22 protein-coding genes are annotated in these 25,284 nt (G+C 60.0%); 9 read left to right on the forward strand and 13 right to left on the reverse strand.

Annotated features, from left to right (window positions below; all coding sequences use genetic code 11):
* Positions 1-63: 63 nt before the first annotated feature.
* Positions 64-480: a thioredoxin family protein gene (locus tag LOY68_RS14120; protein ID WP_265045319.1), complete on the reverse strand. Its 417-nt coding sequence runs from the start codon at positions 478-480 to the stop codon at positions 64-66.
* Between the two features lie 367 nt (positions 481-847).
* Here LOY68_RS14120 and LOY68_RS14125 point away from each other — a divergent pair, with 367 nt between their 5' ends.
* The 8 genes from LOY68_RS14125 to LOY68_RS14160 all read left to right on the forward strand — a co-directional run bounded on the left by LOY68_RS14125 (position 848) and on the right by LOY68_RS14160 (position 7,655).
* Complete coding sequence (locus tag LOY68_RS14125) at positions 848-1,696, forward strand: transporter substrate-binding domain-containing protein (protein ID WP_265045321.1); 849 nt, start codon at positions 848-850, stop codon at positions 1,694-1,696.
* A 173-nt stretch (positions 1,697-1,869) separates the two neighbouring features.
* On the forward strand, positions 1,870-2,532 hold the full coding sequence (locus LOY68_RS14130; RefSeq protein ID WP_054046642.1) for an amino acid ABC transporter permease: 663 nt from the start codon (positions 1,870-1,872) through the stop codon (positions 2,530-2,532).
* A gap of 9 nt (positions 2,533-2,541) precedes the next feature.
* Positions 2,542-3,204, forward strand: coding sequence for an amino acid ABC transporter permease (locus LOY68_RS14135; RefSeq protein ID WP_054046640.1), 663 nt, complete (start codon positions 2,542-2,544; stop codon positions 3,202-3,204).
* Positions 3,201-3,992 (forward strand): amino acid ABC transporter ATP-binding protein, encoded by a 792-nt coding sequence (locus LOY68_RS14140; protein ID WP_054615006.1) that lies wholly within the window; start codon positions 3,201-3,203, stop codon positions 3,990-3,992. The genes LOY68_RS14135 and LOY68_RS14140 overlap by 4 nt, the downstream gene beginning before the upstream one ends.
* A 36-nt stretch (positions 3,993-4,028) precedes the next feature.
* On the forward strand, positions 4,029-4,418 hold the full coding sequence (locus tag LOY68_RS14145; RefSeq protein WP_265045325.1) for a RidA family protein: 390 nt from the start codon (positions 4,029-4,031) through the stop codon (positions 4,416-4,418).
* Between the two features lie 146 nt (positions 4,419-4,564).
* Positions 4,565-5,329: an IclR family transcriptional regulator gene (locus LOY68_RS14150; RefSeq protein ID WP_163909852.1), complete on the forward strand. Its 765-nt coding sequence runs from the start codon at positions 4,565-4,567 to the stop codon at positions 5,327-5,329.
* A gap of 39 nt (positions 5,330-5,368) precedes the next feature.
* Positions 5,369-6,586, forward strand: coding sequence for an amino acid deaminase (locus LOY68_RS14155; RefSeq protein WP_265045328.1), 1,218 nt, complete (start codon positions 5,369-5,371; stop codon positions 6,584-6,586).
* Between the two features lie 133 nt (positions 6,587-6,719).
* Complete coding sequence (locus LOY68_RS14160; protein WP_265045330.1) at positions 6,720-7,655, forward strand: sugar kinase; 936 nt, start codon at positions 6,720-6,722, stop codon at positions 7,653-7,655.
* Positions 7,656-7,776: 121 nt separating this feature from the next.
* Here the strand turns inward: LOY68_RS14160 and LOY68_RS14165 are convergent, their stop codons facing one another.
* Together LOY68_RS14165 and LOY68_RS14170 are read right to left on the reverse strand one after the other, a co-directional pair.
* Positions 7,777-8,052 (reverse strand): peptidylprolyl isomerase, encoded by a 276-nt coding sequence (locus tag LOY68_RS14165; protein ID WP_265045332.1) that lies wholly within the window; start codon positions 8,050-8,052, stop codon positions 7,777-7,779.
* 52 nt (positions 8,053-8,104) lie between these two features.
* Positions 8,105-10,642: a PAS domain-containing sensor histidine kinase gene (locus LOY68_RS14170; RefSeq protein WP_265045333.1), complete on the reverse strand. Its 2,538-nt coding sequence runs from the start codon at positions 10,640-10,642 to the stop codon at positions 8,105-8,107.
* A 131-nt stretch (positions 10,643-10,773) separates the two neighbouring features.
* Here LOY68_RS14170 and LOY68_RS14175 point away from each other — a divergent pair, with 131 nt between their 5' ends.
* Positions 10,774-11,883 carry a PilT/PilU family type 4a pilus ATPase gene (locus LOY68_RS14175; protein WP_163909856.1) on the forward strand — a complete coding sequence of 370 codons (1,110 nt, stop codon included), beginning with the start codon at positions 10,774-10,776 and terminating at the stop codon, positions 11,881-11,883.
* A 109-nt stretch (positions 11,884-11,992) separates the two neighbouring features.
* On the opposite strand, the gene LOY68_RS14180 is transcribed toward LOY68_RS14175, so the two are convergent.
* From LOY68_RS14180 to LOY68_RS14225, 10 genes are all read right to left on the reverse strand, one after another.
* Positions 11,993-13,948, reverse strand: coding sequence for an acetoacetate--CoA ligase (locus LOY68_RS14180; RefSeq protein ID WP_265045335.1), 1,956 nt, complete (start codon positions 13,946-13,948; stop codon positions 11,993-11,995).
* Between the two features lie 122 nt (positions 13,949-14,070).
* Positions 14,071-14,844, reverse strand: a complete 774-nt coding sequence (hbdH, locus tag LOY68_RS14185; RefSeq protein WP_265045337.1) for a 3-hydroxybutyrate dehydrogenase — start codon at positions 14,842-14,844, stop codon at positions 14,071-14,073.
* Positions 14,845-14,851: 7 nt separating this feature from the next.
* Entirely contained in the window at positions 14,852-16,243 is a 1,392-nt protein-coding gene (locus LOY68_RS14190) for a GntP family permease (protein WP_265045338.1), read from the reverse strand.
* A 291-nt stretch (positions 16,244-16,534) separates the two neighbouring features.
* The gene (locus tag LOY68_RS14195; RefSeq protein ID WP_265045340.1) at positions 16,535-17,950 is read right to left on the reverse strand and encodes a sigma-54 interaction domain-containing protein; all 1,416 of its coding nucleotides are present in this window, start codon (positions 17,948-17,950) and stop codon (positions 16,535-16,537) included.
* A gap of 126 nt (positions 17,951-18,076) precedes the next feature.
* Positions 18,077-19,651 carry an ABC transporter ATP-binding protein gene (locus LOY68_RS14200; protein ID WP_054614996.1) on the reverse strand — a complete coding sequence of 525 codons (1,575 nt, stop codon included), beginning with the start codon at positions 19,649-19,651 and terminating at the stop codon, positions 18,077-18,079.
* 14 nt (positions 19,652-19,665) lie between these two features.
* Positions 19,666-20,688, reverse strand: coding sequence for an ABC transporter permease (locus tag LOY68_RS14205; protein WP_163909861.1), 1,023 nt, complete (start codon positions 20,686-20,688; stop codon positions 19,666-19,668).
* On the reverse strand, positions 20,688-21,749 hold the full coding sequence (locus tag LOY68_RS14210; RefSeq protein WP_265045341.1) for a microcin C ABC transporter permease YejB: 1,062 nt from the start codon (positions 21,747-21,749) through the stop codon (positions 20,688-20,690). Before LOY68_RS14210 ends, LOY68_RS14205 begins: the two co-directional genes overlap by 1 nt.
* On the reverse strand, positions 21,749-23,617 hold the full coding sequence (locus LOY68_RS14215; protein ID WP_265045343.1) for an extracellular solute-binding protein: 1,869 nt from the start codon (positions 23,615-23,617) through the stop codon (positions 21,749-21,751). Before LOY68_RS14215 ends, LOY68_RS14210 begins: the two co-directional genes overlap by 1 nt.
* 137 nt (positions 23,618-23,754) lie before the next feature.
* Positions 23,755-24,036: a peptidylprolyl isomerase gene (locus LOY68_RS14220; RefSeq protein WP_003445034.1), complete on the reverse strand. Its 282-nt coding sequence runs from the start codon at positions 24,034-24,036 to the stop codon at positions 23,755-23,757.
* A 121-nt stretch (positions 24,037-24,157) separates the two neighbouring features.
* Positions 24,158-25,039: an esterase/lipase family protein gene (locus LOY68_RS14225; RefSeq protein ID WP_265045351.1), complete on the reverse strand. Its 882-nt coding sequence runs from the start codon at positions 25,037-25,039 to the stop codon at positions 24,158-24,160.
* Positions 25,040-25,284 lie beyond the last annotated feature (245 nt).

A 25,284-nucleotide genomic window follows, 5' to 3' on the forward strand; every position in this document is an offset into this window, starting at 1 on the left:
GTGGGAGCGGGCTTGCTCGCGAAGGCGATCTACCAGGCGACCAATCACTCAAACCCTGCCCACCTAACGCGCCCGAGCCACCGTACACAGCCCCCGCAACGTCCGCCGCAACCAGCCCAAATCATGTCTCGGTTTTCGAGGCGCATAACGTGGCTTCACCTTGCCGATATGCGTCACGAAATCCGCCACCAGCGTTTGCGCAGTCCCAATCCCCTTAAGCTTCTTCAGCAATTTCCCATCCTTGTAAAACAGCACTGTCGGCGTCCCGGTGACATTCGGATGCCGGGGCGACTCGGTGGTGTTCAACATATAAATGTCCGCCCGATGCCGATACGTCTCGGCAATCTCACGAAAAACCGGCCCGGCCTCTTCACAAGCGGGGCAGTGTTGATTACCGAAGTACAGAATCACCGGGCGCCAGGTTTGCAAGGCTTTGCGGTAGGTCGGGGCCAACGCCGTGGGGGTGGTGGTCGAGCTCATTGAAATCTCCTTTTTACAACGATCATCGAAGGCTCGTTGACGTTAAAGGAGGGCGGAAGGTGGGTCTACTGTCAGAAATTACAGGTGTCACAGGCCCGTCCTTGCGGATTGTCCTGTGCCACATTTTGAATCGCCTTGCTTCGAATGTGGTGCAACTACCCGCCCTCTGTAGCCAACGGTAGCGCTCCCTTATTCAGTACGTTCGGTAACGCGTTTCCCCACCCATCACGCATCCCTCTGATTCAAAACACTTTTCAATCTTCCCAACATAGGCTTCACATCCTATGGCACACTTTCTGCTGTCTATTCCGTTGTTACACACCTATATCCGGTATAACGGAATACACAACACTCTGGAGTGCTTGCCATGCATCGCCGACCTTCCTTGTTCAAAGCGTGTGTTTTTATCCTCGCGGCTTCGGCTGCTGCCATGGGTGTTGCCCAGGCGGCGGACAGCAAGCTCGATAGCGTGCTGGCCCGTGGCAAATTGATCGTGGGGACCGGCAGTACCAACGCGCCGTGGCATTTCCAGGGAGCGGACGGCAAGTTGCAGGGTTTTGATATCGACATCGGGCACATGATCGCCAAAGGCTTGTTCAATGATCCGAGCAAGGTCGAGTACGTGGTGCAGTCCTCCGATGCGCGGATTCCGAACCTGCTGACGGACAAGGTCGATATCAGTTGCCAGTTCATCACCGTCACCGCCAGCCGCGCGCAGCAAGTGGCGTTCACCCTGCCGTACTATCGCGAAGGCGTCGGCCTGCTGTTACCCGCCAACAGCAAGTACAAGGAAATCGAAGACCTGAAAGCCGCTGGCGAAAGCGTGACCGTGGCCGTGTTGCAGAACGTGTACGCCGAAGAGCTGGTGCACCAGGCGCTGCCAAAAGCCAAGGTCGATCAGTACGACAGCGTCGACTTGATGTACCAGGCCGTGAACTCCGGCCGTGCGGATGCCGCTGCCACCGATCAGTCCTCGGTCAAATACCTGATGGTGCAAAACCCTGGCCGCTATCGCAGCCCGACTTACGCCTGGAGCCCGCAAACCTACGCCTGCGCCGTCAAACGTGGTGATCAGGATTGGCTGAACTTCGTTAACACCGCGCTGCATGAGGCCATGACCGGCGTTGAGTTCCCGGCATACGCGGCATCCTTCAAACAATGGTTCGGTGTCGATCTGCCCACCCCAGCCATCGGTTTCCCCGTCGAATTCAAATGAAAACTACTGCGCGCAGAAATACTGCGTTGAAAACAGACTCGAAATGCTCATTGGCTAAAGCCAACTCCGCTTTCTCGCCTGTTTTCGCCTTGTCTTTCCTTCGCTCGCGACGTTTCCATTTTTAAAATGAGCGGGGCGGCTGTGATAGCGCCCCATTCAAGGTACTGCTGACCATGAACTATCAGTTGAACTTTGCCGCCGTGTGGCGCGATTTCCCCAGTTTGCTGGCGGGGCTCGGTCTGGGCCTGGAGCTGGCGCTGGTGTCGATCGCCATCGGTTGCGTGATCGGCCTGATGATGGCGTTTGCTTTGTTGTCGAAGCATCGCGCATTGCGGGTGCTGGCGTCGGTGTACGTGACGGTGATCCGTAACACGCCGATTCTGGTGTTGATTCTGTTGATCTACTTCGCCTTGCCGAGCCTGGGCATTCGTCTGGACAAGATTCCTTCGTTCATCATCACCCTGTCGCTGTATGCCGGGGCGTACCTGACCGAAGTGTTTCGTGGTGGGCTGTTGAGCATTCCCAAAGGGCAGCGCGAAGCCGGGCTGGCGATTGGCCTCGGCGAGTGGCAGGTCAAGGCCTACGTCACCGTGCCGGTGATGCTGCGCAACGTGCTGCCGGCGTTGTCGAACAACTTCATTTCGCTGTTCAAGGACACCTCGCTGGCGGCCGCGATTGCGGTGCCGGAGCTGACCTATTACGCGCGCAAGATCAATGTCGAGAGCTATCGGGTGATTGAAACCTGGATGGTGACCACGGCGCTCTATGTTGCGGCCTGTTACCTCATTGCCATGATGCTGCGTTACCTCGAACAGCGTCTGGCGATCCGCCGATAGGAGCCTCCCATGTACGAATCCCCGAGTTGGTTGCACGAGTTATGGGTGGCGCGGGAAGTCTTGTGGCAAGGCTTTCTGACCAGCGTGCAGTGTTCGGCGCTGGCGATTTTGCTCGGTACGCTGATCGGCATTGTCGCCGGTCTGGTGCTGACTTACGGCAATGTCTGGATGCGCGCCCCGTTTCGTTTTTACGTCGACTTGATCCGCGGCACGCCAGTGTTTGTGCTGGTGCTGGCCTGCTTCTATATGGCGCCGGCATTGGGCTGGCAGATCAGCGCGTTTCAGGCTGGTGCCCTGGGTCTGACGCTGTTTTGCGGTTCCCACGTCGCCGAGATCGTGCGCGGTGCGTTGCAAGCGTTGCCGCGCGGGCAGATGGAAGCGAGCAAGGCAATCGGCCTTACATTTTATCAATCCCTGGGTTACGTGCTGTTGCCCCAGGCGCTGCGGCAGATCTTGCCGACGTGGGTCAACTCGTCCACCGAGATCGTCAAGGCTTCGACCCTGTTGTCGGTGATCGGCGTGGCCGAGTTGCTGCTGAGCACGCAACAGATCATCGCCCGGACTTTCATGACCCTCGAGTTTTATCTGTTCGCCGGTTTCCTCTTTTTCGTCATCAACTACGCCATCGAATTACTCGGCCGGCACATTGAAAAGCGGGTGGCTTTGCCATGACTCAGACTTCTACTGCACCAAACGGCCAGGCCCTGCTGGACATTCGCGGCCTGCATAAACAATACGGCAAGCTTGAAGTGCTCAAGGGCGTCGACCTGACCATGCAGCGCGGCAATGTCGTGACGCTGATCGGCTCCAGCGGTTCGGGCAAGACCACGCTGCTGCGTTGCGTAAACATGCTCGAAGAATTCCAGGGCGGGCAGATCCTGCTCGACGGCGAATCCATCGGTTATGACGAAGTCAACGGCAAACGCGTGCGTCACGCCGAAAAAGTCATCGCCCGCCATCGTGCGATGACCGGCATGGCGTTCCAGCAATTCAACCTGTTTCCGCACCTGACCGCGTTGCAGAACGTCACCCTCGGTCTGCTCAAGGTCAAGAAGCTGCACAAGGATGAAGCCGTGGCGCTGGCCGAAAAATGGCTGGAGCGGGTCGGCCTGTATGAACGACGCGATCATTATCCCGGCCAGTTGTCTGGCGGTCAGCAACAGCGCGTGGCGATTGCCCGGGCGATTGCGATGAACCCGAGCCTGATGCTGTTCGACGAAGTCACCTCGGCCCTCGACCCGGAACTGGTCGGCGAAGTGCTGAACGTGATCAAGGGCCTGGCCGATGAAGGCATGACCATGTTGCTGGTGACTCACGAAATGCGTTTTGCCTTCGAAGTCTCGGACAAGATCGTCTTCATGAATCAGGGCCGGATCGAAGAGCAGGGGCCGCCGAAAGAATTGTTCGAACACCCGAAATCGCCGCGACTGGCGGAATTTCTCAAGAACACGCGTTTCTGATTTTTTCAAAAGAATTTTCAAGCAGGAGAAACACTCATGAGCATTACTCGTTACGGCACCGGCAGCACCGCCGCTGGTGGTCAGCCTCGTCCTTTCGCCCGCGCCGTTGAAGCCGATGGCTGGCTGCACGTGTCCGGGCAGGTGCCGGCGCTGGACGGCGAGATCATCACTGGCGGCATCGTCGAACAGACCCACCAGACCATGAAGAACCTGATCGCGGTTCTCGAAGAGGCCGGCTATGGCCTGGAAGACGTGGTGCGTGCTGGCGTGTGGCTGGAGGACCCGCGGGATTTCACGAGTTTCAACAAGGTCTTCTCCGAGTACTTCAAACCCGAACACGCCCCGGCCCGGGCCTGCGTGCAGGCGCACATGATGGTTGATTGCAAGGTTGAGATTGACTGCATCGCGTACAAGAAAAAGGCTTGAGATGTGCGGTGACTGCTTCGCGGGCAAGCCTCGCTCCTACAGGGGAATGCGGTTTCATGTAGGAGCGAGGCTTGCCCGCGAAGGCGCCCTAACAGTCACCACCGTACTCTGGTTAAACTCCCGGCACTTTTATGGGAACTGATGACATGACCGAAGACACCATCAAGCGCCGGGCACGTGGTCTGGACCGGGCGTTCGATATCCTCGATTTCCTCAAGGAAATCGGCCAGCCCCTGCGCCCGAACGAAATCGCCAGTGGCATCGGCAGCCCGAAATCCACGGTCTACGAGCTGGTGGCCTCGCTGCTCGAACGCCGCATCCTCGAACCCGTGGGCAAGGACGGTCACGTCTACCTCGGCCGTCAGCTGTACTTCCTCGGGCAGGCGCACTTGCGCCATTTCGACCTGACCCGCGAGGCCGATCACGCCTTGCAGGAAATCGTCAGCCAGACCCGTGAGACCGCGCAGATGTGCCTACTCAACGGGCGCAAATACACCGTGGCGTTGATGAAAGAGGGCGAGCGGCATTTCCGCATTTCCTCGGACATCGGCGAAAACGCACCGATTCCCTGGACCGCGTCCGGGCGCCTGTTGCTGGCGCACTTGAGCGACGACGAAATCGTCGACCTGATCGACCACGACGACTTCATCCTGCCCAACGGCGAACGCCTGCCGCTGGAAACGTTTCTCCAGGAGATTCGCCAGGCCGGGATCGACGGGTTTTTCTCCTTCGATAGCGTCGCTGACACCTTCACCCATTGCTTCGCCGCCCCGGTCAAAGACCCCAACGGCGTGGCCATTGCGACCCTGTGCATCGTCGCCCCACGGGCGGATGCCAAGAACAATTACAACGACTATCGTCGGGTACTGATCGACAGCGCCAACAACCTGGCCCGACGGATCAACGAATAACAGCGGCTGCCTGCGGCCGCGAATGTAAGGAGTTCGAACATGTCTTCTGCCGAAACGACTGCCGCCGTAGATAAAGGCTTCGCGCACACCGGTGCTCATCTGGTGCGCGACGTCAGCTTGCCGGCGCTGGTGCTGCACCGTGAAGCGCTGGAACACAACATCCGCTGGATGCAAGCGTTCGTACGCAACAGCGGCGCGGAACTGGCGCCCCATGGCAAAACCAGCATGACCCCGGCGCTGTTTCGCCGCCAACTCGACGCTGGCGCTTGGGGCATCACACTGGCCAGCGCCACCCAGACCCGCGCGGCCTATGCGCATGGCGTGCGCCGCGTGTTGATGGCCAACCAACTGGTCGGCACACCGAACATGGCATTGATCGCTGATCTGCTGGCGGACCCGACCTTCGACTTCCATTGCATGGTCGATCACCCGGACAACGTCGCCGACCTCGGTGCGTACTTCGCTTCCCGTGGCGTGCGCTTGAACGTGATGATCGAGTACGGTGTGGTCGGCGGTCGCTGCGGTTGCCGCACCGAGGCCGAAGTGGTGGCGCTGGCCCAGGCCATCGCTGCGCAACCGGCGCTGGCGTTGACCGGTATCGAAGGGTACGAAGGCGTGATTCACGGTGATCACGCGGTCAGTGGCATCCGTGAGTTCGCCGCTTCGTTGGTGCGTCTGGCGGTGCAGTTGCAGGACAGCGGGGCGTTCGCGATTCCCAAGCCGATCATCACCGCTTCGGGCTCGGCCTGGTACGACCTGATCGCCGAATCCTTCGAAGCCCAGAACGCCAGTGGCCGCTTCCTCAGCGTGTTGCGCCCCGGCAGTTACGTGGCCCACGACCATGGGATCTACAAAGAAGCGCAATGCTGCGTGCTCGACCGTCGCAGCGATTTGCACGAAGGCCTGCGCCCGGCGCTGGAAGTCTGGGCGCACGTGCAGTCCTTGCCGGAACCGGGCTTTGCGGTGATCGCCCTCGGTAAGCGCGACGTGGCGTACGACGCCGGTTTGCCAGTGCCGTTGTTGCGTTACAAGGCGGGTGTGATTCCGGCGGTAGGCGATGATGTCAGCGCCTGCAAAGTGACGGCGGTGATGGACCAGCACGCGTTCATGACCGTGGCAACCGGGGTTGAATTGCGGATTGGAGACATCATTTCGTTCGGCACATCGCACCCGTGCCTGACGTTCGACAAGTGGCGCACGGGGTGTCTGGTGGACGAGCAGTTGCAGGTGATTGAGACCATGGACACCTGTTTCTAAGCCCTGAAACTGAGGTGAGGCCTTCGCGAGCAGGCTCGCTCCCACAGGGAAATACATTCCAAAATGTGGGAGCGAGCCTGCTCGCGAAAGGGCCAGACCAGACAACAAAGAAACACCAGAGAACCCCACACCCATGAACACCATCAACACCCTCGGCCCCAACACCCCGCGCATCGCGCTGATCGGCGAGTGCATGATCGAGTTGCAGCAGCGCCCCGACGGCAGCCTGCAACAAAGCTTCGGTGGCGACACCTTGAACGCCGCCGTCTACCTGTCCCGGGAACTGGGCGAGGGCGGCACAGTGGATTACGTCACCGCCCTGGGCGATGACAGCTTCAGCGACGCCATGTGCCAGAGCTGGGCGGCCGAGAATATTGGGCTGGAAATGGTCCAGCGCTTGCCCGGTCGTTTGCCGGGTTTGTACTGCATCCAGACCGACGCCGCCGGCGAGCGCCGTTTTCTGTACTGGCGTAACGAAGCGGCGGTGCGCAGCTGCTTCACCACCCCGGCGGCCACACCGATTCTGGCGGCATTGCCGGATTACGATGTGCTGTATTTCAGCGGCATCACCCTGGCGGTACTGGGCGAGCAAGGTCGGGAAAAGTTACTGGAAACCTTGATCGAAGCCCGGCAGCGGGATGCGCGAATCGTGTTCGACAACAACTACCGACCGCGCTTGTGGGCCTCGCTGGAAGAAGCTCGGGCGGCGTATCGCGGTGTGTTGCCGTACGTGGACCTGGCGTTGCTGACCGTCGATGACGAACAGGCGCTGTTTCACTTCTCCGATGCGAACGCGGTGTTTGAAGCCTACGCGCAGATCGGCACGCCGGAAGTGGTGCTCAAGCGTGGCGCCGAGGCGTGCTTGATTCGCTGTGATGGCGAGTCGTTCGAAGTGCCAGCGCAGAAGGTCGAGCGCGTGGTGGACACCACGGCGGCGGGGGATTCGTTCAGTGCGGCGTACCTGGCCAGTCGGCTCAAGGGTGGCAGCCCGGTCGAGGCTGCAGAGGCGGGGCATCAGTTGGCGAGTCGAGTGATTCAAGTGCCTGGAGCACTGATTCCCAGAACCTGAAAAACAATCCCCCTGTAGGAGCTGCCGAAGGCTGCGATCTTTTGATCTTGATCTTTAAAATCAAAAACAAGATCAAAAGATCGCAGCCTTCGGCAGCTCCTACAGGTTGGTCATCACGGCTTCAATCCCGATAAAACACCTGCACCAGGTGATACCCGAACTTGCTCTTGATCGGCCCATGCACCACTCGCAGCGGTTTCTTGAAGATCACCGCGTCGATCACCCCGACCATCTGCCCCGGCCGCACCTCACCCAAATCGCCGCCGCGTTTGCCGGACGAGCAGGTGGAGTACTTTTTGGCCAGCACATCGAAGGCTTCGCCCTTGGCGATGCGTTGTTTGAGCTGCTCGGCTTCTTCCGAGGTTTTCACCAGAATATGGCGGGCTTGAGCTTTCATTAGGCAGACCTTGTAACGGTGTTGGCGACGGGGCGCGGGATTATGCCTTAACTCACTCCGGTTGGCCGATCATCGTGCGAATCTTGTTGGCCAGCAGGTCGATGGAAAACGGCTTGGCCACCATGTCCATGCCTTCCTCCAGGAAGCCCTGGCGCTCGGCGGCTTTCTCGGCGTAACCGGTCATGAACAGCACTTTGAGGTCCGGGCGATGCTGGCGGGCGATTTCCGCCAGTTGCCGGCCATTCATCCCCGGCAGCCCGACATCGGTCACCAGCAAATCCACGCGCAGGTCGGATTCGAGCAAGGGCAGGGCAGCCCTCGCGTCTTCGGCTTCATGGGCGTGATAACCCAACTCATTGAGCAAATCGAGCACCAGCATGCGCACCGCCGGATCGTCTTCCACCAGCACCACGGTTTCACCGGCAATCGCCGAGGGTGCTTCGCCGGTAACCGGCATCAAGGTGTCCTGCGGCGCGCCGAGGTGCAGGCGAGGCAAGTACAGACGCACGCAAGTGCCTTGGCCGGGGACGCTATCGAGGCTGACATGCCCGCCTGACTGCTGGGCAAAGCCATATATCATCGACAACCCGAGGCCCGTGCCCTGGCCGATGGGTTTGGTGGTGAAAAACGGATCGAATGCCTTGGCCAGCACCGAAGCGCTCATGCCGGTGCCGTTGTCACTGACGGCAATCATCAGATAGTCCCCAGCCTTGACCGACTCCAGGGGCGTGAGGTCATTGCCGTCGAGGTAGACGTTGGCGGTTTCAATCAGCAACCGACCGCCGTCGGGCATCGCATCCCGGGCATTGATCACCAGGTTAAGCAAGGCGTTTTCCAGTTGGCTGACGTCGGTGCTGACCGGCCACACCTCGTTCGCCAGTTGCAGCTTGAGTTCGATATGGTCGCCTTTGGTGCGGCTGAGCAGGTCTTCCAGGGAATGAATCAGGTCATTGGCGTTCAGCGGCTTGCGGTCCAGCGACTGGCGCCGGGAGAACGCGAGCAGGCGATGGGTCAGGGCGGCGGCGCGGTTGGCTGAGGACACCGCCGCTTCGGTAAACCGGCCGATTTCGGCGGTGCGCCCGTCGGCGATGTAGCGCTGCATCAGGTCGAGGCTGCCGATGATCCCGGTGAGCATGTTGTTGAAGTCATGGGCGATGCCGCCGGTGAGCTGGCCGACCGCTTCCATTTTTTGCGCATGCCGTAGTGCGTCTTCAGCGCGCTCGCGTTCGAACATCTCGTTTTGCAGGCGCTGATTGGCTTCGGCCAATTGTTGAGTGCGGGCGATCACGCGCTCTTCGAGGGTTTCATTGAGGTTGCGCAGGGCTTCTTCGGTCTGTTTGCGCTCGGTTTCGTCGATCACGAAGATGTAGAAACCGTTGACTGCGCCATCCGCACCGTGGCGCGGCAGGTAATTCATCAAGGCACTGCGGATGCTGCCGTCACGGTGCGCGGTATCGATGCTGAAACAGCAAGGCTTGCCCGCCAGCGCCTCGGCGATGTGCTCGGCGCGCAGGCCGTAGGCTTCTTCGCCCAGCACTTCACGGATGGTTCGGCCGAACAACTCCTGGGGCGTCAGGCCGTACCAGTCGAGGTACGCGGCGTTGTTCAGGCGAAAGCGTTCTTCGCGGTCAACGTAGCTGATCAGGATCGGCATCGCGTTGATGATCAACTGCAATTCGGTCTGGCTTTGGCGCAGCGCCTGTTCGGTGTGTTTGCGCTCGGTCAGGTCCAGGGCGGCGCCGAGGAAACGCGTCGGCCGGCCGTGGTGGTCTTTGTAGCAACGCCCCCGGGCAAACACCCAACGCAACTCGCCATCAGGCTGCAGCAGGCGGTATTCCTCGGCGTACTCGGTGCCGTGGGTGATGCAGTGCTTGATGCTGCGCGCCACCATGCCGCGGTCTTCCGGGTGCACGCCGTGCAGGTATTCGCTGATCGGCAACTGGCTGGCCATCGCTGGATCAACGCCGTGCAATTGCGCGAAGTGGGCGTCGGCGATGAAGCGGTCCTCGCCAATGTCCCAGTCCCAGGTGCCGACCGCATCGGTGGCGGCCAGCGCCAGTTGCAGGCGTTGTTCGGTTTCGTGCTGGGCCTTGAGACTGGCGGCGGAGCGCTGTTCGAGTTCGAGGGCGATCCGTCGGCGTTCGTTGGTTTCGATGGCGGTGACCAGGATCCCGGCCACCTCAGCGTGTTCATCGCGGATCGGGCTGTAGGTCAAATCCAGCCAGAAGTCGGAATCCTGCCCATCGCGCTGCAAGGTAAAGCGCTGTTCGCTGTAGGTCCGCACCTGGCCTTGTAGGACGGCGCTGTAGATTGGGTCAGTAAAGTCTTTTAATTCGGGCCAGATCAGGTGTGTTGGCTGTCCGAAAGCGTGAGGATGCTTGCTGCCGGCCAGCAGCGCGAAGCCGTCGTTGTAGATCTGCGTGAGCTGCGGGCCCCACAGCAAGAGCATGGGCATCGGCGAATGAATCACGATGTCCACCGCGGTACGCAGGCTCTGCGGCCAGGTACTGGCGGCGCCCAAAGGGCTGCGGCTCCAGTCCAGTCGGGCGATCAGGGTCTGGGCATCGCTGCCGGTCGGTGATGCGTTCATCAAGATGTCCTGCACGTCAGTCGGTGTGGCTACGTCTACTATCCTTGCAAGGCAGTAGACGCTGGATGGTCCGATGGGTCACGGTATCGGGCCATATCCGTTCATTGAATGCTTCGCGGGTGCTTTTTGCCATGGAAATCGATTTATTGTTGCGGCAACTGGCCAGCCAAGAGGGCTCCGATCTTTACCTCTCCACCGGCGCGCCACCCAGTGCACGGTTCGATGGCGTGCTCAAACCCTTGTCCGAACAGCGGTTCAAACCGGGGGAAATCGCGGCCATCGCCGAGTCCATCATGGACGCCGAACAGCGTCTGGAGTTCGATCGGGAACTGGAAATGAACTTGGCGATCTCCCTGGCCGGGGTCGGACGCTTTCGGATCAACCTGTTCAAACAGCGCAATGACGTGTCGATCGTCGCGCGTAACATCAAGCTCGACATCCCGCGCTTCGAAGACCTCAACCTGCCGCCGGTGCTGCTCGAAACCGTGATGCTCAAGCAAGGCCTGATGCTGTTTGTCGGCGCCACCGACTCGGGCAAGTCCACGTCCCTGGCGGCGCTGATCGATTACCGCAACCGCCACAGCAGTGGCCATATCATCACCATCGAAGACCCGGTGGAGTATATCCATCGGCACAAAAAGTCGATTATCAACCAGCGTGAGGTCGGCGTTGATACCCGCAGTTTTCATGCAGCGTTGAAAAACACCCTGCGCCAGGCGCCGGATGTGGTGCTGATCGGCGAAATTCGCGACCGCGAGACCATGGAGCACGCGCTGACCTTTGCTGATACCGGCCATTTGGTGATCTCCACCCTGCATGCGCACAACGCCAATCAGGCGCTGGACCGCGTCATCAACTTCTTCCCCCAGGAGCGCCGCGAACAACTGCTGCACGACCTGGCCAACAACCTCAAGGCGTTCGTATCCCAGCGCCTGGTGCGCACCCGCGACGGCCAGCGCCGGGCGGCGGTGGAGGTGATGCTGGGGACGCCGACCATTGCCGATTTGATCCGGCGCAATGAGTTTGATGAGCTTAAAGGGATTATGGAGAAGTCGGTGGAATTGGGGATGCAGACATTTGACGGGGCGTTGTACGCGTTGGTCGTGGAGGGGGCGATCAGTGAGGATGAGGCGTTGAAGCATGCGGATTCGTTGAACAATCTGCGGTTACGGTTGAAGTTGCATGCCGATACGTCGCCAAGCCCCCAACCACCTTCCGGCGAATGGGGCCTGATGGACTGACACAAATACCAATGTAGGAGCTGCCGAAGGCTGCGATCTTTTGATTTTGCTTTTTAGGATCAAAGTCAAAAGATCGCAGCCTTCGGCAGCTCCTACAGGGGGTGGTGTTTCAGTCTTTGAGTTCTGGGCGGTTGCGGAACTGCTCCAGTGCTTCGGGGTTGGCCAGTGCATCGGTGTTTTTCACGGGCTGCCCGTGCACCACATTTCTCACAGCCAACTCCACCACTTTGCCGCTGATGGTGCGCGGAATGTCCGTCACGCTGAGGATTTTTGCTGGCACATGCCTCGGTGTCGTGTTGGCGCGAATGACCTGGCGAATCTGCTGCTGCAATGCTTCATCAAGCGTGACGCCGTCCTTCAGGCGCACAAACAGCACCACGCGCACATCATCCTGCCATTGCTGACCGATCGCTACGCTGTCCAGCACCTGCGGCACTTTCTCAACCTGACGATAAATCTCTGCCGTGCCAATGCGCACGCCGCCGGGGTTGAGTACGGCGTCGGAGCGGCCGTGAATCAGCATCCCGCCGTGGGGCAGTTGCTCGGCGTAGTCGCCCTGGGCCCAGATGCCTGGGAACTGGCTGAAATATGAAGCGCGGAGTTTTTCGCCCGTAGGGTCATTCCACAAACCAATGGGCATCGCCGGAAAGTGCCGGGTGCACACCAGTTCGCCTTTTTCGCCGACCACCGGTTGCCCGGCGTCGTTCCAGACCTCCACCGCCATGGCCAGGCTTTTGCCCTGGATTTCCCCACGGCGCACCGGTTGCAGCGGATTGCCGACCACGAAGCACGAAACGATGTCGGTGCCGCCGGACATCGAGGCCAGGCACACGTCCGGTTTGACGTCGCGATAGACGAAATCGTAACTCTGCGGTGACAGCGCCGAACCGGTGCAGAGCAGGGTTTTCAGGCTGCTCAGGTCGTGGCTCTGACGAGGTTTCAGGCCGTTGCTTTCCAGGGTCGCAAGGAACTTGGGGCTGGTGCCGAAGACGTTGATGCGTTCGTCATCGATCAGGTCGATCAAGCGCTCGGGGCCGGGATGAAACGGCGAGCCGTCGTACAACACCACGGCGCTGCCGACCGCCAGGGCCGACACCAGCCAATTCCACATCATCCAACCGCAGGTGGTGTAGTAAAACAAACGGCTGCCGGGGCCGAGATCGCAATGCAGGCCGTGCTCCTTGGCGTGTTGCAGCAGCACGCCGCCGGTGCTGTGGATGATGCATTTCGGCACGCCAGTGGTGCCGCTGGAATACAGGATGTACAGCGGATGGGCGAACGGCACAGGGACGAAATCCGGCTCGCCGCCGATGTCGTAGAAGTCATCCCACAGCGTCACGTTGGCCTGGGTGTGAAAGTCCTGGATGTGCGCGTGGGGCCGGGCGTAAGGCACCATGATCAATTGTTGCAAGGACGGTAGGCGTTCGAGGATTTCGTTGACCTTGGCGGTCTGGTCGATCTCCTTGCCGGCATAGCGATAGCCGGCGCAGGTGATCAGGACCTTTGGCTCGATCTGACCGAAACGATCGATCACCCCTTGTGTGCCGAAGTCCGGCGACGAACAGGACCAGATCGCCCCGAGGCTGGTGGTGGCCAGCATCGCCACCAGGGTTTGCCAGGTGTTGGGCATGCACGCCGCGACCCGGTCGCCGAGGCCGACGCCGGCGGCTTTCAGGCTGTTCTGAAAACCGGCGACATGGCTGGCCAGTTCGGCCCAGGTCAATTGCTCGCGCTGACCGTTTTCAGCGACGGCGACCACCGCCACGGCATCGTCGCGACGCCGTAGCAGGTGTTCGGCGAAGTTCAGGGTTGCGCCGGGGAACCATTCGGCGCTGGGCATCTGCGGGCCTTCACGCAGCACCGCGTCGGGCTGGTCGTGGAAGCGGATGTCGAAGAAGTCGACGATTGCCTGCCAGAACGTTTCGCGCTGATCGATGGACCATTGGTGCAGGGCAGGGTAGTCGTCGATCTTGAGGTGATGACGTTGATTGACGAAGCGCCGAAACGCCTCCATACGGGTCTTGCCGATGCGTTCGGCGCTGGGTTGCCAGAGGATGTCGGACATGGCTTGCCTCTTGTTCTGTCTTCAGGCCCATTCGCGGGCAAGCCTCGCTCCTACAAAAGCAGCGCTGTACCTATAGGAGCGAGGCTTGCCCGCGAAGAACGATAACGCGGTTCGTCGGCGGATTACTGCGCCAACCACCCACCATCAATATTCCACGCCGCGCCGCGCACTTGGCTGCCGGCCTCGCTGCACAAGAACAGCACCAGTTCACCCAGTTGCGGCGGGGTCACGAATTCCAGCGAAGGTTGTTTCTCCGCCAACAAATCATGCTGCGCCTGCTGCGGGTCGATCCCGGTGGCCGCGCGATCGTCGATCTGCTTCTGCACCAGCGGCGTCAATACCCAGCCGGGGCAGATCGCATTGCACGTCACTTGGGTGGTCGCGGTTTCCAGGCCGACCACTTTGGTCAACCCGATCACCCCATGCTTAGCGGCGACGTAAGCCGCCTTGCCCACCGAACCGACCTGGCCGTGAACCGAAGCGATGTTAATGATCCGCCCCCAGTTCTTGGCGCGCATGCGCGGCAGGCACAGGCGCGTGCTGTGAAACACCGACGACAGGTTGATCGCGATGATCGAATCCCAGCGCTCCAGCGGAAAGTCTTCCACCGCCGCCACATGCTGAATCCCGGCGTTGTTGACCAGAATATCCACGCCACCGAACTCACGCTCGGCGTAGGCAATCATCTCGGCGATCTGTTCCGGGTTGCTCACGTCGGCCGGGTGATGCCCGACCTTGCCGCCAAACTGTTGCACTTCGGCAATCACCTTGGAGGCATCGCCGAAACCGTTGAGCACCACGTTGGCACCGGCCTTGGCCAGGCTGAGGGCGATGCCCAGGCCGATGCCGCTGGTGGAACCGGTGACCAATGCGGTCTTGCCTGTAAGAGTCGTCATGAATACCTCACACAATGCCAGTGGCGTAGAAAGTACCGATCACCACAAAAACCGCCAGGGTCTTGATCAGCGTAATACAGAAAATGTCTTTGTAGGCTTCACGGTGCGTCAGGCCGGTGACCGCGAGCAAAGTAATCACCGCGCCGTTGTGCGGCAGGGTGTCCATGCCGCCGCTGGCCATCGCGGCCACCCGGTGCAGCACTTCCAGCGGAATGTTCGCTGCATGGGCCGCGGCGATGAAGTCATTGGCCATGGCCGCCAGTGCAATGCTCATGCCGCCGGACGCCGAACCGGTGATGCCGGCCAGCAAGGTCACGGTAACCGCTTCGTTGACCAGCGGGTTGGGAATGCTTTTCAGCCAGTCGGCCAGTACCAGGAAGCCCGGCAAGGATGCGATCACCGCACCGAAACCGTATTCCGACGCGGTGTTCATCGCCGCCAGCAACGAACCTCCGACCGCGCTTCGACTGCCTTCGGCCAACTTGCCGCGAATCGCCTGGAAGCCGAACACCAACACCATGATGATCCCGACCAGCAACGCGGCTTGAACCGCCCAGATCGCCGTGAGTTTGGCGATGTCGGTGGTCACGGGCGTGGCCATGCCCGGCAGCGCGAGGCTGTGAGTCTTGCCGTACCACTGCGGGATCCACTGGGTGAACAGCAGGTTCATGATGCCCACCGCCAGCAGTGGCGACAGTGCAATCCAGGGATTTGGCAGTTTGATATCGGCAGCGGTTTCTGGCTCGTTGCGCAGCTCGGTGCCGTAGCCTTCACCAGCACGCTGGGCCTTGTTGCGTTGGCGCTGCAGGAACAGCATGCCGGCGCAGACCACGAAGATCGAGCCGATCAAACCCAGCCACGGCGCCGCCCAAGCGGTGGTGTTGAAGAAGGTGCTGGGGATGATGTTCTGGATCTGCGGGGTGCCGGGCAGGGCGTCCATGGTGAAGGAAAACGCGCCGAGGGCGATGGTTGCCGGGATCAGGCGTTTCGGGATGTTGCTCTGGCGGAACATCTCGGCGGCAAACGGATAGACCGCGAACACCACCACAAACAGCGACACGCCGCCGTAGGTGAGCAGGGCGCAGACCAACACGATCACCAGCATCGCCTGGCGGGTGCCGAGCAAGCGAATCGCCGCCGCGACGATGGAGCGAGAGAACCCCGACAACTCAATCAGCTTGCCGAACACCGCGCCGAGCAGGAACACCGGGAAATACAGTTTGATGAAGCCGACCATTTTCTCCATGAACACCCCGGTGAAAGCAGGGGCAACGGCGGAAGGGTCAGTGAGCAGGACGGCGCCGAGGGCGGCAATCGGGGCAAAGAGGATAACGCTGTAGCCACGGTAGGCAGCCAGCATCAGCAGCGTGAGAGCTGCCAAGGCAATGATCACACTCATGGGTGTGTCTCCTGGGATTGTTATTTTTGTAGGGTGGATCTTTTGTGGGAGAGGGCTTTAGCGGGAATCGTGCCAGATTGTTAAGTTGTTGAAATATAAGGAGATTGTATTTTTAGGATGTGGTTTTTTGGGTTTTTGTCTCTGTTTTGAGATTGGTGGTGGGGTGGGGGACGCCTTCGCGGGCGAGCCTCGCTCCTACATGATTTATATTGCACGCCGGAAACGCATCACCCTTAGGAGCGAGGCTTGCCCGCGAAGAGGCCATGTCTTACAATCGAGATCTATGTCTCTTTATTGAGACTCTGCAATCCCCAACGCCACCATCTTCTTATACAAAGTCGACCGCCCAAGCCCCAACCGCGCCGCCGCCTCAATCACCTTGCCCCCGCATTGCGCGAGCGCCGACTCAATCAACTGCCGATCAAACCGCTCCCGAGCCTCGCTGAATGTCTCGTACGCGGTGGATTCAATCGCGAGGTTGGGCGTCCGCGCCACCGGGGTGAGCGTGCCAATCGCCGCGCGGATGTCCGCCGCGTTCAGCATCAAGTCATCACTGAGTAACGCCGCGCGCTCCAGCACGTTGCGCAACTCGCGAATATTCCCCGGCCAGGCGTGTTGGCCCAAAAGGTCCAGGGCTTCGGGGTTCAATTCGTGCTGACTGCGCAGTTCTTCAAGGATCGCTTCACTGAGAGCGGGGATATCGTCGAGCCGGTCGCGCAGCGGTGGAACCTGGATCGGCAGGACATTGAGGCGGTAGTACAAGTCCGCGCGAAATTCGCCACGCTTGATCGCCGCTTCCAGGTCCGTGGACGTGGCGGCAATCACCCGCACGTCGCTCTGGATCACTTCATTGGAGCCCACTGGCTCGAACTCTTTTTCCTGCAACACCCGCAGCAGCTTGCTTTGCAGGGGCAAGGGCATGTCGCCGATCTCATCGAGAAACAGCGTGCCGCCCTGGGCGATCTGCAACTTGCCGACCCGACCCTTGCGGTCCGCGCCGGTAAACGCGCCGGGGGCGGTGCCGAAGAACTCCGCTTCGAGCAATGACTCGGGAATCGCCGCACTGTTGATGCTGACAAACGCCTTGTGCGCGCGTGGCGAAGCGCCGTGGATGGCCTGGGCCAGCAACTCCTTGCCGGTGCCGGTTTCACCGAGCAACAGCACTGGCGATTCGGCGCTGGCACTGCGTCGGGCCCGGCGTTTGACTTCCAGGCTGGCGGCGCTGGTACCGATGAAGTGGGCGAAGTTGTATTTGGTTTGCCGTGCGCGCAGCAGCGAGCGGGTGGAGGCCAGTTCTTCCTGCATGCTCAGGTAGCGTTTGAGCATCGGCGACAGGCTGCGCAGTTCGTCGAACAGGGCAAAACCGATGGCGCCGATCACCGCGCCAGCGTCGTCATGAATCGGCAGGCGCATCACCACCAGCGGTTCCTTGGGCGTGTCCTGCATGTCCAGCAAAATCGGCCGGCCGGTGCGCACCACTTCGCGCAGCAGACTGCCGGGGATAACGCTCTCACAGGCCTTGCCGATCGCGACTTCGGCCGATTCCAGACCGAAGCGCCGCGCGTAGCGTTCGTTCATCCAGACAATATTGGCGTCGCGGTCGACAATCACCGTGCCTTCGCTCGACTGCTCGATGATCTCGAACAACGAGCGGATCGCCAGCATACGAACGCGCTGGTAGTCCTTGAGGCTTTCGGTGGTGTTCATGTTTTCAGGTCCGGAAGTTGTGTTGTCTGTGCTGGCGCTTTCGCGAGCAGGCTCGCTCCCACATTGGAATGCATTTCAAATGTGGGAGCGAGCCTGCTCGCGAAGAATGCGCCTCGGTTTCAAGGCCTACCCCGGATGCGCCGCCGCCAACAGTTCCTTGGTATACGGATGCTGCGGCGAGTCGAACACATCATGGCTGGCGCCGCTTTCCACCACTTTGCCGTCCTTGATCACAATCATGTCATGCGCCAGGGCGCGTACCACCGCCAGATCATGGCTGATAAACAGGTAGGTCAGGCCGTGTTTTTCCTGGAGATCCCGGAGCAGGGCGACCACTTGTTTTTGCACGGTGCGGTCCAGGGCCGAGGTCGGTTCGTCCAGCAGGATCAGCGCCGGCTTGAGCACCAGTGCCCGGGCGATAGCGATGCGTTGGCGTTGGCCACCGGAAAACTCATGCGGATAGCGATGGCGGCTTTGCGGGTCGAGGCCGACTTCAACCAGTGCCCGAATCACTTCAGCCTTGCATTCCTCGGCGGTCAGTTGGCTATGCACTTCAAGGCCTTCGCTGATGATCTGCGCCACGGACATGCGTGGGCTCAAGCTGCCGAAAGGATCTTGAAACACCACTTGCATCTTCTTGCGCCACGGTCGCAGCTGTTTTTGCGTCAGGCCATCCAGCGCCTCGCCCTGAAAGCGAATACTGCCTTCGGAGTCGAGCAAACGAAGGATCGCCTGGCCCAAGGTGGACTTGCCTGAGCCGGACTCGCCGACGATGCCCAGGGTTTTGCCGCGCTGGACATGCAGGCTGATGCCATCCACTGCATGCAACCAGGTCTTGCGCTGGAACAACCCGCCGCCAAGGGCAAACTTGACGTGCAGGTTGTCGACTTCCAGCACCTTCTCGCGTTCGTCCCGGGGCAGGGCTTCACCTTCCGGTTCGGCGTTCAGCAGCACGCAGCTGTAAGGATGCTTCGGCTCGGTGAACAGCGTCTCGCAAGGGGCCTGCTCGACGATTTCCCCAGCCTTCATCACGCACACCCGCTGGGCAATGCTCCGTACAAGATTGAGGTCATGGCTGATCAGCAGCAGCGACATGCCAAGCCGTTGTTGCAGGGACTTGAGCAGCAGCAGGATCTTGCGCTGCACCGTCACATCCAGCGCGGTGGTCGGTTCGTCGGCAATCAGCAACTCCGGCTCGCAGGCCAGGGCCATGGCGATCATCACCCGTTGCCGCTGGCCGCCGGACAGTTGATGGGGGTAAGCCTTGAGCCGTTCCTTGGGTTTCTTGATGCCAACCAGTTCCAGCAGTTCGAGAATCCGCGCTTGCGCCGCTTTGCCCGCCAGGCCCTTGTGCAGCAGCAGGGTTTCGCCGATCTGCTTTTCGATGCTGTGCAGCGGATTCAGCGAGGTCATCGGTTCCTGGAAGATCATCGCGATCCGGTTACCGCGCAACTGGCGCAGTACCTTGGCATCGGCACCGACCAATTCCTGGCCGCGATAACGAATGCTGCCGCGGGTTTCCGTGCCTTCTTCAGGCAGCAATTGCAGGATCGAATGGGCCGTCACTGATTTGCCCGAGCCCGACTCGCCCACCAGTGCCAGGCATTCGCCGGGGCGGATGTCCAGGCACAGGTTGCGCACCACCGTCTGGCCGCTGAAGGCTACGTTGAGGTCACGGATTTCGATCAGGTTGTCACTCATGTCTACCGTCCGTTTCATGATCTTGGATCAAAGGCATCACGCAACGCCTCGCCGATAAATACCAGCAAAGAAAGAATCAACGCCAGGGTGAAAAACGCTGTCAGGCCCAGCCAGGGTGCCTGCAGGTTCTGCTTGCCCTGGCCGATCAGTTCGCCCAGGGAAGCACTGCCGGCCGGCATGCCGAAGCCGAGGAAGTCCAGCGCAGTGAGGGTGGAAATCGCCCCGGTCAGGATAAATGGCAGATAGCTCAAGGTCGCATTCATGGCATTCGGCAGGATGTGCCGCACGATCACTTTTTGGTCGCTCAGGCCCAGCGCGCGGGCAGCCTTGACGTATTCCAGGTTGCGCCCGCGCAGGAATTCGGCGCGCACCACGTCCACCAGGGCCAGCCATGAAAACAGCGCCATGATCCCCAGCAGCCACCAGAAATTAGGTTCGACGAACCCAGACAGAATGATCAGCAGGTACAGCACCGGCAGGCCCGACCATACTTCCAGCAAACGCTGGCCCAGCAGATCGACCCAGCCGCCGTAATAGCCTTGCAGTGCGCCGGCGGCAATACCGATCAATGCACTGACCAAGGTCAGCATCAAGGCAAACAGAATAGACACCCGCGCACCGAAAATTACCCGGGCCAGCACATCTCGTGCCTGGTCGTCGGTGCCCAGCCAGTTGACCTTCGTCGGTGGGCTCGGCGCCGGTTTGTTCAGGTCGTAGTTGGGGGTGTCGTCGCTGAACGGAATCGGTGGGAACAGTAGCCAGCCACCGTCCTTCTTGATCAGCTTCTGTACGTAGTCGCTGCGGTAATCGGCCTGGAACGGCAGTTGCCCGCCAAACTCCTGTTCGGTATGGCGCTTGAACGCCGGGAAGTACAGCGAGCCTTCGTAACTGACGATCAGCGGTTTGTCGTTGGCGATCAGTTCGCCACCGAGGGTCAGCAGGAACAACCCGATAAACAGCCACAGCGACCACCAGCCCCGACGGTTTTTCTTGAAACGTTCGAAACGGCGCCGGCCCAGCGGTGAAAGCTTGAACATCAGGCGTTCCTCGCAGCGAAGTCGATACGCGGGTCGACCAGGGTGTAGCAGAGGTCGCCGACCAGTTTTATCAGAAGGCCGAACAAGGTGAAGATGAACAGCGAACCGAACACCACTGGGTAGTCCCGTGATACGGCGGCTTCGTAGCTCATGCGACCCAGACCGTCGAGAGAGAAGATCACCTCGATCAGCAGGGAGCCGGCGAAGAACACGCTGATGAAGGCCTGGGGAATCCCCGACACCACCAGCAACATCGCATTGCGAAACACATGGCCGTACAAAACCCGTCGCTCACTCAAGCCTTTCGCACGGGCCGTGACCACGTATTGGCGGGTGATTTCGTTAAGGAAGGAGTTTTTGGTCAGGATGGTCAGGGTGGCAAACCCACCGATTACCAGCGCGGTGACCGGCAACACCAGGTGCCAGAAGTAATCGGCGATTTTGCCCACGGTCGACAGCGATTCAAAGTTATCCGAAACCAGCCCGCGTACCGGGAACCAGTTCAGCGACGTGCCGCCGGCAAACACCACGATCAAGAACATCGCGAACAGGAACGCCGGCATGGCATAACCGATGATGATCGCGGTGCTGCTCCAGATGTCGAAGTGGCTGCCGTGATGCACCGCTTTGCGAATGCCCAAGGGGATCGACACCAGGTAAGTGATTAGCGTCGCCCACAGCCCGAGGGAAATGGTCACCGGCATTTTTTCCAAGATCAGGTCGGTGACGGTGGCGCCACGGAAGAAACTCTTGCCGAAATCCAGCCGTGCGTAGCTTTTAAGCATCAACCACAGGCGTTCCGGTGCCGGTTTGTCAAAGCCGTATTGTTTTTCGATTTCTTTGATCAGTTGTGGGTCGAGGCCGCGACTGGCCCTGGAAGTGCCATGCATCGTCTCGCTGGAGCCACCGCCGACCGTCGCGCCGCCGATGCCTTGCAGGTGCGCGATGGCCTGTTCCACCGGACCGCCGGGCGCGGCCTGGACGATCACGAAGTTGACCAGAAGAATGATGACCAGCGTCGGAATGATCAGCAGCAAACGCCGCAGTATGTATGCCCACATCAATGCGGCCCTCCGGATTTGCCGCGCTTGATCAGTTCGGCGGTCATCTGTTCGTTGGTCAGGGGCGTGGAGCTCACTTCCCACCAACTCTCGATGGCTTCGTCATTGCTCGCTTGCACATTGGGAATGCCGAAGCGGTTCCACCATACGGTTGAGCTGCCGGGCGGGTAATAGTTGGGAATCCAGTAGTAGTTCCATTGCAGGACGCGGTCCAGGGCATGGGCATAGCGCAGCATTTCGGCCTGGGTGTTGGCGCGGATCAGGCCGTTGATCAGCGTATCGACCGCCGGGTTCTTCAACGCCATGTAATTGTTGGCGCCGGGGTCATTGGCCGAGGCCGAGCCGAAATAATTGACCAGTTCGCCGCCCGGGGAGGTGGTCACGGGGTAGCCGGTGATGACCATGTCATAGTCCCGGGACATCAGGCGGTTGACGTATTGGGACGAATCGATGCGGCGGATATTGAGGTCGATGCCGATCTGTTTCAGCGTGCGCTTATAGGGCAGCAGCAATCGGTCGATGCCGTTCTGGCTGGTCAGAAAGGTAAAGCTCAGCGGCTCGCCCTGGGCATTCACCAGTTGATCGCCTTCGGGTTTCCAGCCGGCCTGTTCCAGCAGGTCCAGCGCTTGCAACTGCTTGTCGCGAATCACGCCGCTGCCATCGGTCTTCGGTGCCTCGAAGACCTGAGTGAAGACCTCGTCTGGGATCTGCCCGCGCAGCGGTTCGAGAATTGCCAGTTCAGCGGCATCCGGGAGCTGTCGAGCGGCGAGGTCAGTATTGGAAAAGAAGCTCTGCTGGCGGATGTACAGGTCGCGCATCATCTGCCGGTTGCTCCATTCGAAATCCCAGAGCATGGCCAGGGCCTGGCGCACACGACGGTCTTGGAACATCGGGTTTTGCAGGTTGAAGACGAAACCCTGGGCTGTTTGCGGTGCGTCGGTTGCCAGATGCGCCTTGCGCAGGCGACCGTCGCTCAAGGCCGGGCCTTCGTAACCGATGGAATAACCGGTGGCGGAGAACTCACGGTTGTAGTCGTAGGCGCCGCCACGCAATACCTGGCGGGCGACGTCGGTATCGCCGAAGTACTCGATGCTGAAATGATCGAAATTGTAGAGGCCACGGCTGACCGGCAAGTCCTTGCCCCACCAGTCGGCGTTGCGCTCGAAGGTGATGCTGCGCCCGGAATCGACCTTGCCGACGCGGTACGGGCCGCTTCCCAGTGGTGCTTCGTAACCGCCGCCGCTGGCGAAGTCGCGGGTCTTCCACCAATGCTCGGGGAAGACTGGCAGAGTCGCGATATCCAGGGGCAAAGTGCGGTTTTCGTTGCTCTTGAAGTCGAAGCGGATGGTCAGGGGTGACTCGATTTCAGTGCCTTTGACATCGGCGAACTGAGTGCGATAGCGCAGGCTGCCCTGAGTCATCAGCAGGTCGTAGGTGTAGCGCACGTCTTCGGCGGTGATCGGCGTGCCATCGGCGAATCGGGCCTTGGGATTCAGATAGAAGCGCAGGGACAAACCGTCCTCGGACCGCTCCATCTTCTCTGCCACCAGACCGTACACGGTATAAGGCTCATCTTGCGAACGCTGGGCCAGGGGCGAATAAAGCAGGCCATCAATCTGGTTTACACCGATGCCCTTGTCGATGTAGGGCAGGATATGGTCGAAATGACCGATCTCGATGGCCGAGCGGCGCATCGTACCGCCCTTGGGGGCTTGCGGGTTGGTGTAGGCGAAATGACTGAAACCGGCGGGATACTTCGCCGGTTCGCCGTACACGGTCAACGCGTGTTGCGGTGCAGCATTCACACCAGCGGCACTCAAGAGCAGGGCCACGGCAGTGAATATCAAAGTGGGGAAAAGCAGTCGCATTGTCAGCCTTAGAGCCGGGTGATCGATAAGCGCAATTTGTACGCTAGCGGCGCGTCACTCGCCAGCCGAATCACGTAACCAAATACACAACGGCCCACCAAAAGGCGGGCCGTTGTATTGAAAACTCAACCGCTGGATCAGTCCTGGCGGCTGGTCACTTCCAGCAGGTGATAACCGAACTGGGTTTTCACCGGGCCTTGCACGACGTTGATTGGCGCGCTGAAGACCACGGTGTCGAATTCCTTGACCATCTGGCCTGGACCGAACGAACCCAGGTCACCGCCCTGACGGCTGGACGGGCAAGTGGAGTTGGCTTTGGCAACTTCGGCGAAATCAGCGCCACCTTCGATCTGGGCTTTCAGTTCGTTGCACTTGTCTTCGCTGGCAACAAGGATGTGACGGGCAGTGGCTTTAGCCATGGGAAAATTCTCCATTCAGTGTTCAGTAAAGTGCTGAGCCTACCGGATTCAGTGGCCTATTTCTTCTCAAAGTTCCATCTGAAGCCGGGCGGGCAATGGCAGGTCCGTATAAAGGAAGGATTTAAAGGCCGGCGTTTCTCAAACGCTCGGCGTGCTCGACGTACAGATCGATCGGGTTGACCCCTTTGCTGCCGCGGTCGGTCGTCTGGCTGAGGCTGTCCATGTGATCCATCGGATAGTCGGAGCGGATCACTTTGCCCAGGTGGGAACTGTATCGACCGACCAACCCGTCGTTTTGCCCGGCCTCGGTGATGAAATACTCGGAGAAGGCCCGGCAAAAGGCGTGGGTCGGGTCGAGAGCCCCGAGCCCTTGGTCAAGAATGGTCCCTTGCAGCGTCCCGCTCCAAGAGTAATAGCGTACGCCATTGACCACCTCACGACCCTTGCCGCCCCAGGTTTTTGGCAGGCCCTGCGGGTACTTATCGTTGAAAGCCCCAACGCCTTCGGTGGTCAGGGCGTTGAGCGCGGCAATTGCGTTTTGCGGCAAGTGAAAATTACCGCTCAGCAGCGACAGGAAATCAGCAAACAGCGTCGCGACCTTTGTGGCCACATGCTCCGGCAAACGCCCCGGCGTCAGGGCCTTACGCAAGAAATCGGCCAGTTCCGAGCCGTGGTTGGGGCCGCTGACGGAGGTAATCGATGCGACCCATTGTGGCGCGACCGCGGCTGCGTAGCGGGCGGCCAATGCGCCCTGGCTGTGGCCGATCAGGTTGACCTGGCTCGCACCGGTGCCTTCCAGTACCCGTTCGATCTGGGTCAGTAGTTGATCACCGCGCACCTCATTGCTGTGGGTAGCTGACAGGTGAGGTATGAAGACTCTTGCCCCATGACTTCTCAGTGCCTGCTTGACATCATGGAACAGTTCATATTTGCCGATACGGTCGAAGCCAAAGAGTCCGTGTACCAACAGGATTGGGTGTTGAGTTGTTGCATTCCGTTGCATGTTCGTGCCTTTTCGCAGAAGTTCGTGGATGTGCGCCGGGCTCCACTCTAAAACACTCACGCCAGTCGGGGATGTCTGAAAAAGCCGCTGTTATCGAAGGAAAACGGAATAGAAAACGTCTGAAAATTCCGATCTGGCTGAAGCCTACTTCGGAACATTTCGACATCTTTTTATGCCGTCAAGAGTGATTCTCGCCAATGGCCTACTCTGCAAGCCGCATTTATCCGGGGCACCTGTAGTGATCA

Source organism: Pseudomonas sp. B21-053 (genome assembly GCF_026016365.1).
In the GTDB taxonomy this organism is placed as follows: Bacteria; Pseudomonadota; Gammaproteobacteria; order Pseudomonadales; family Pseudomonadaceae; genus Aquipseudomonas; species Aquipseudomonas nunensis.

Bases quoted from the DNA above. Each gene is read 5' to 3' on its own strand.
- LOY68_RS14120 (WP_265045319.1), bottom strand. From the start codon at position 480: ATGAGCTCGACCACCACCCCCACGGCGTTGGCCCCGACCTACCGCAAA.
- LOY68_RS14125 (WP_265045321.1), top strand. From the start codon at position 848: ATGCATCGCCGACCTTCCTTGTTCAAAGCGTGTGTTTTTATCCTCGCG.
- LOY68_RS14130 (WP_054046642.1), top strand. From the start codon at position 1,870: ATGAACTATCAGTTGAACTTTGCCGCCGTGTGGCGCGATTTCCCCAGT.
- LOY68_RS14135 (WP_054046640.1), top strand. From the start codon at position 2,542: ATGTACGAATCCCCGAGTTGGTTGCACGAGTTATGGGTGGCGCGGGAA.
- LOY68_RS14140 (WP_054615006.1), top strand. From the start codon at position 3,201: ATGACTCAGACTTCTACTGCACCAAACGGCCAGGCCCTGCTGGACATT.
- LOY68_RS14145 (WP_265045325.1), top strand. From the start codon at position 4,029: ATGAGCATTACTCGTTACGGCACCGGCAGCACCGCCGCTGGTGGTCAG.
- LOY68_RS14150 (WP_163909852.1), top strand. From the start codon at position 4,565: ATGACCGAAGACACCATCAAGCGCCGGGCACGTGGTCTGGACCGGGCG.
- LOY68_RS14155 (WP_265045328.1), top strand. From the start codon at position 5,369: ATGTCTTCTGCCGAAACGACTGCCGCCGTAGATAAAGGCTTCGCGCAC.
- LOY68_RS14160 (WP_265045330.1), top strand. From the start codon at position 6,720: ATGAACACCATCAACACCCTCGGCCCCAACACCCCGCGCATCGCGCTG.
- LOY68_RS14165 (WP_265045332.1), bottom strand. From the start codon at position 8,052: ATGAAAGCTCAAGCCCGCCATATTCTGGTGAAAACCTCGGAAGAAGCC.
- LOY68_RS14170 (WP_265045333.1), bottom strand. From the start codon at position 10,642: ATGAACGCATCACCGACCGGCAGCGATGCCCAGACCCTGATCGCCCGA.
- LOY68_RS14175 (WP_163909856.1), top strand. From the start codon at position 10,774: ATGGAAATCGATTTATTGTTGCGGCAACTGGCCAGCCAAGAGGGCTCC.
- LOY68_RS14180 (WP_265045335.1), bottom strand. From the start codon at position 13,948: ATGTCCGACATCCTCTGGCAACCCAGCGCCGAACGCATCGGCAAGACC.
- hbdH (WP_265045337.1), bottom strand. From the start codon at position 14,844: ATGACGACTCTTACAGGCAAGACCGCATTGGTCACCGGTTCCACCAGC.
- LOY68_RS14190 (WP_265045338.1), bottom strand. From the start codon at position 16,243: ATGAGTGTGATCATTGCCTTGGCAGCTCTCACGCTGCTGATGCTGGCT.
- LOY68_RS14195 (WP_265045340.1), bottom strand. From the start codon at position 17,950: ATGAACACCACCGAAAGCCTCAAGGACTACCAGCGCGTTCGTATGCTG.
- LOY68_RS14200 (WP_054614996.1), bottom strand. From the start codon at position 19,651: ATGAGTGACAACCTGATCGAAATCCGTGACCTCAACGTAGCCTTCAGC.
- LOY68_RS14205 (WP_163909861.1), bottom strand. From the start codon at position 20,688: ATGTTCAAGCTTTCACCGCTGGGCCGGCGCCGTTTCGAACGTTTCAAG.
- LOY68_RS14210 (WP_265045341.1), bottom strand. From the start codon at position 21,749: ATGTGGGCATACATACTGCGGCGTTTGCTGCTGATCATTCCGACGCTG.
- LOY68_RS14215 (WP_265045343.1), bottom strand. From the start codon at position 23,617: ATGCGACTGCTTTTCCCCACTTTGATATTCACTGCCGTGGCCCTGCTC.
- LOY68_RS14220 (WP_003445034.1), bottom strand. From the start codon at position 24,036: ATGGCTAAAGCCACTGCCCGTCACATCCTTGTTGCCAGCGAAGACAAG.
- LOY68_RS14225 (WP_265045351.1), bottom strand. From the start codon at position 25,039: ATGCAACGGAATGCAACAACTCAACACCCAATCCTGTTGGTACACGGA.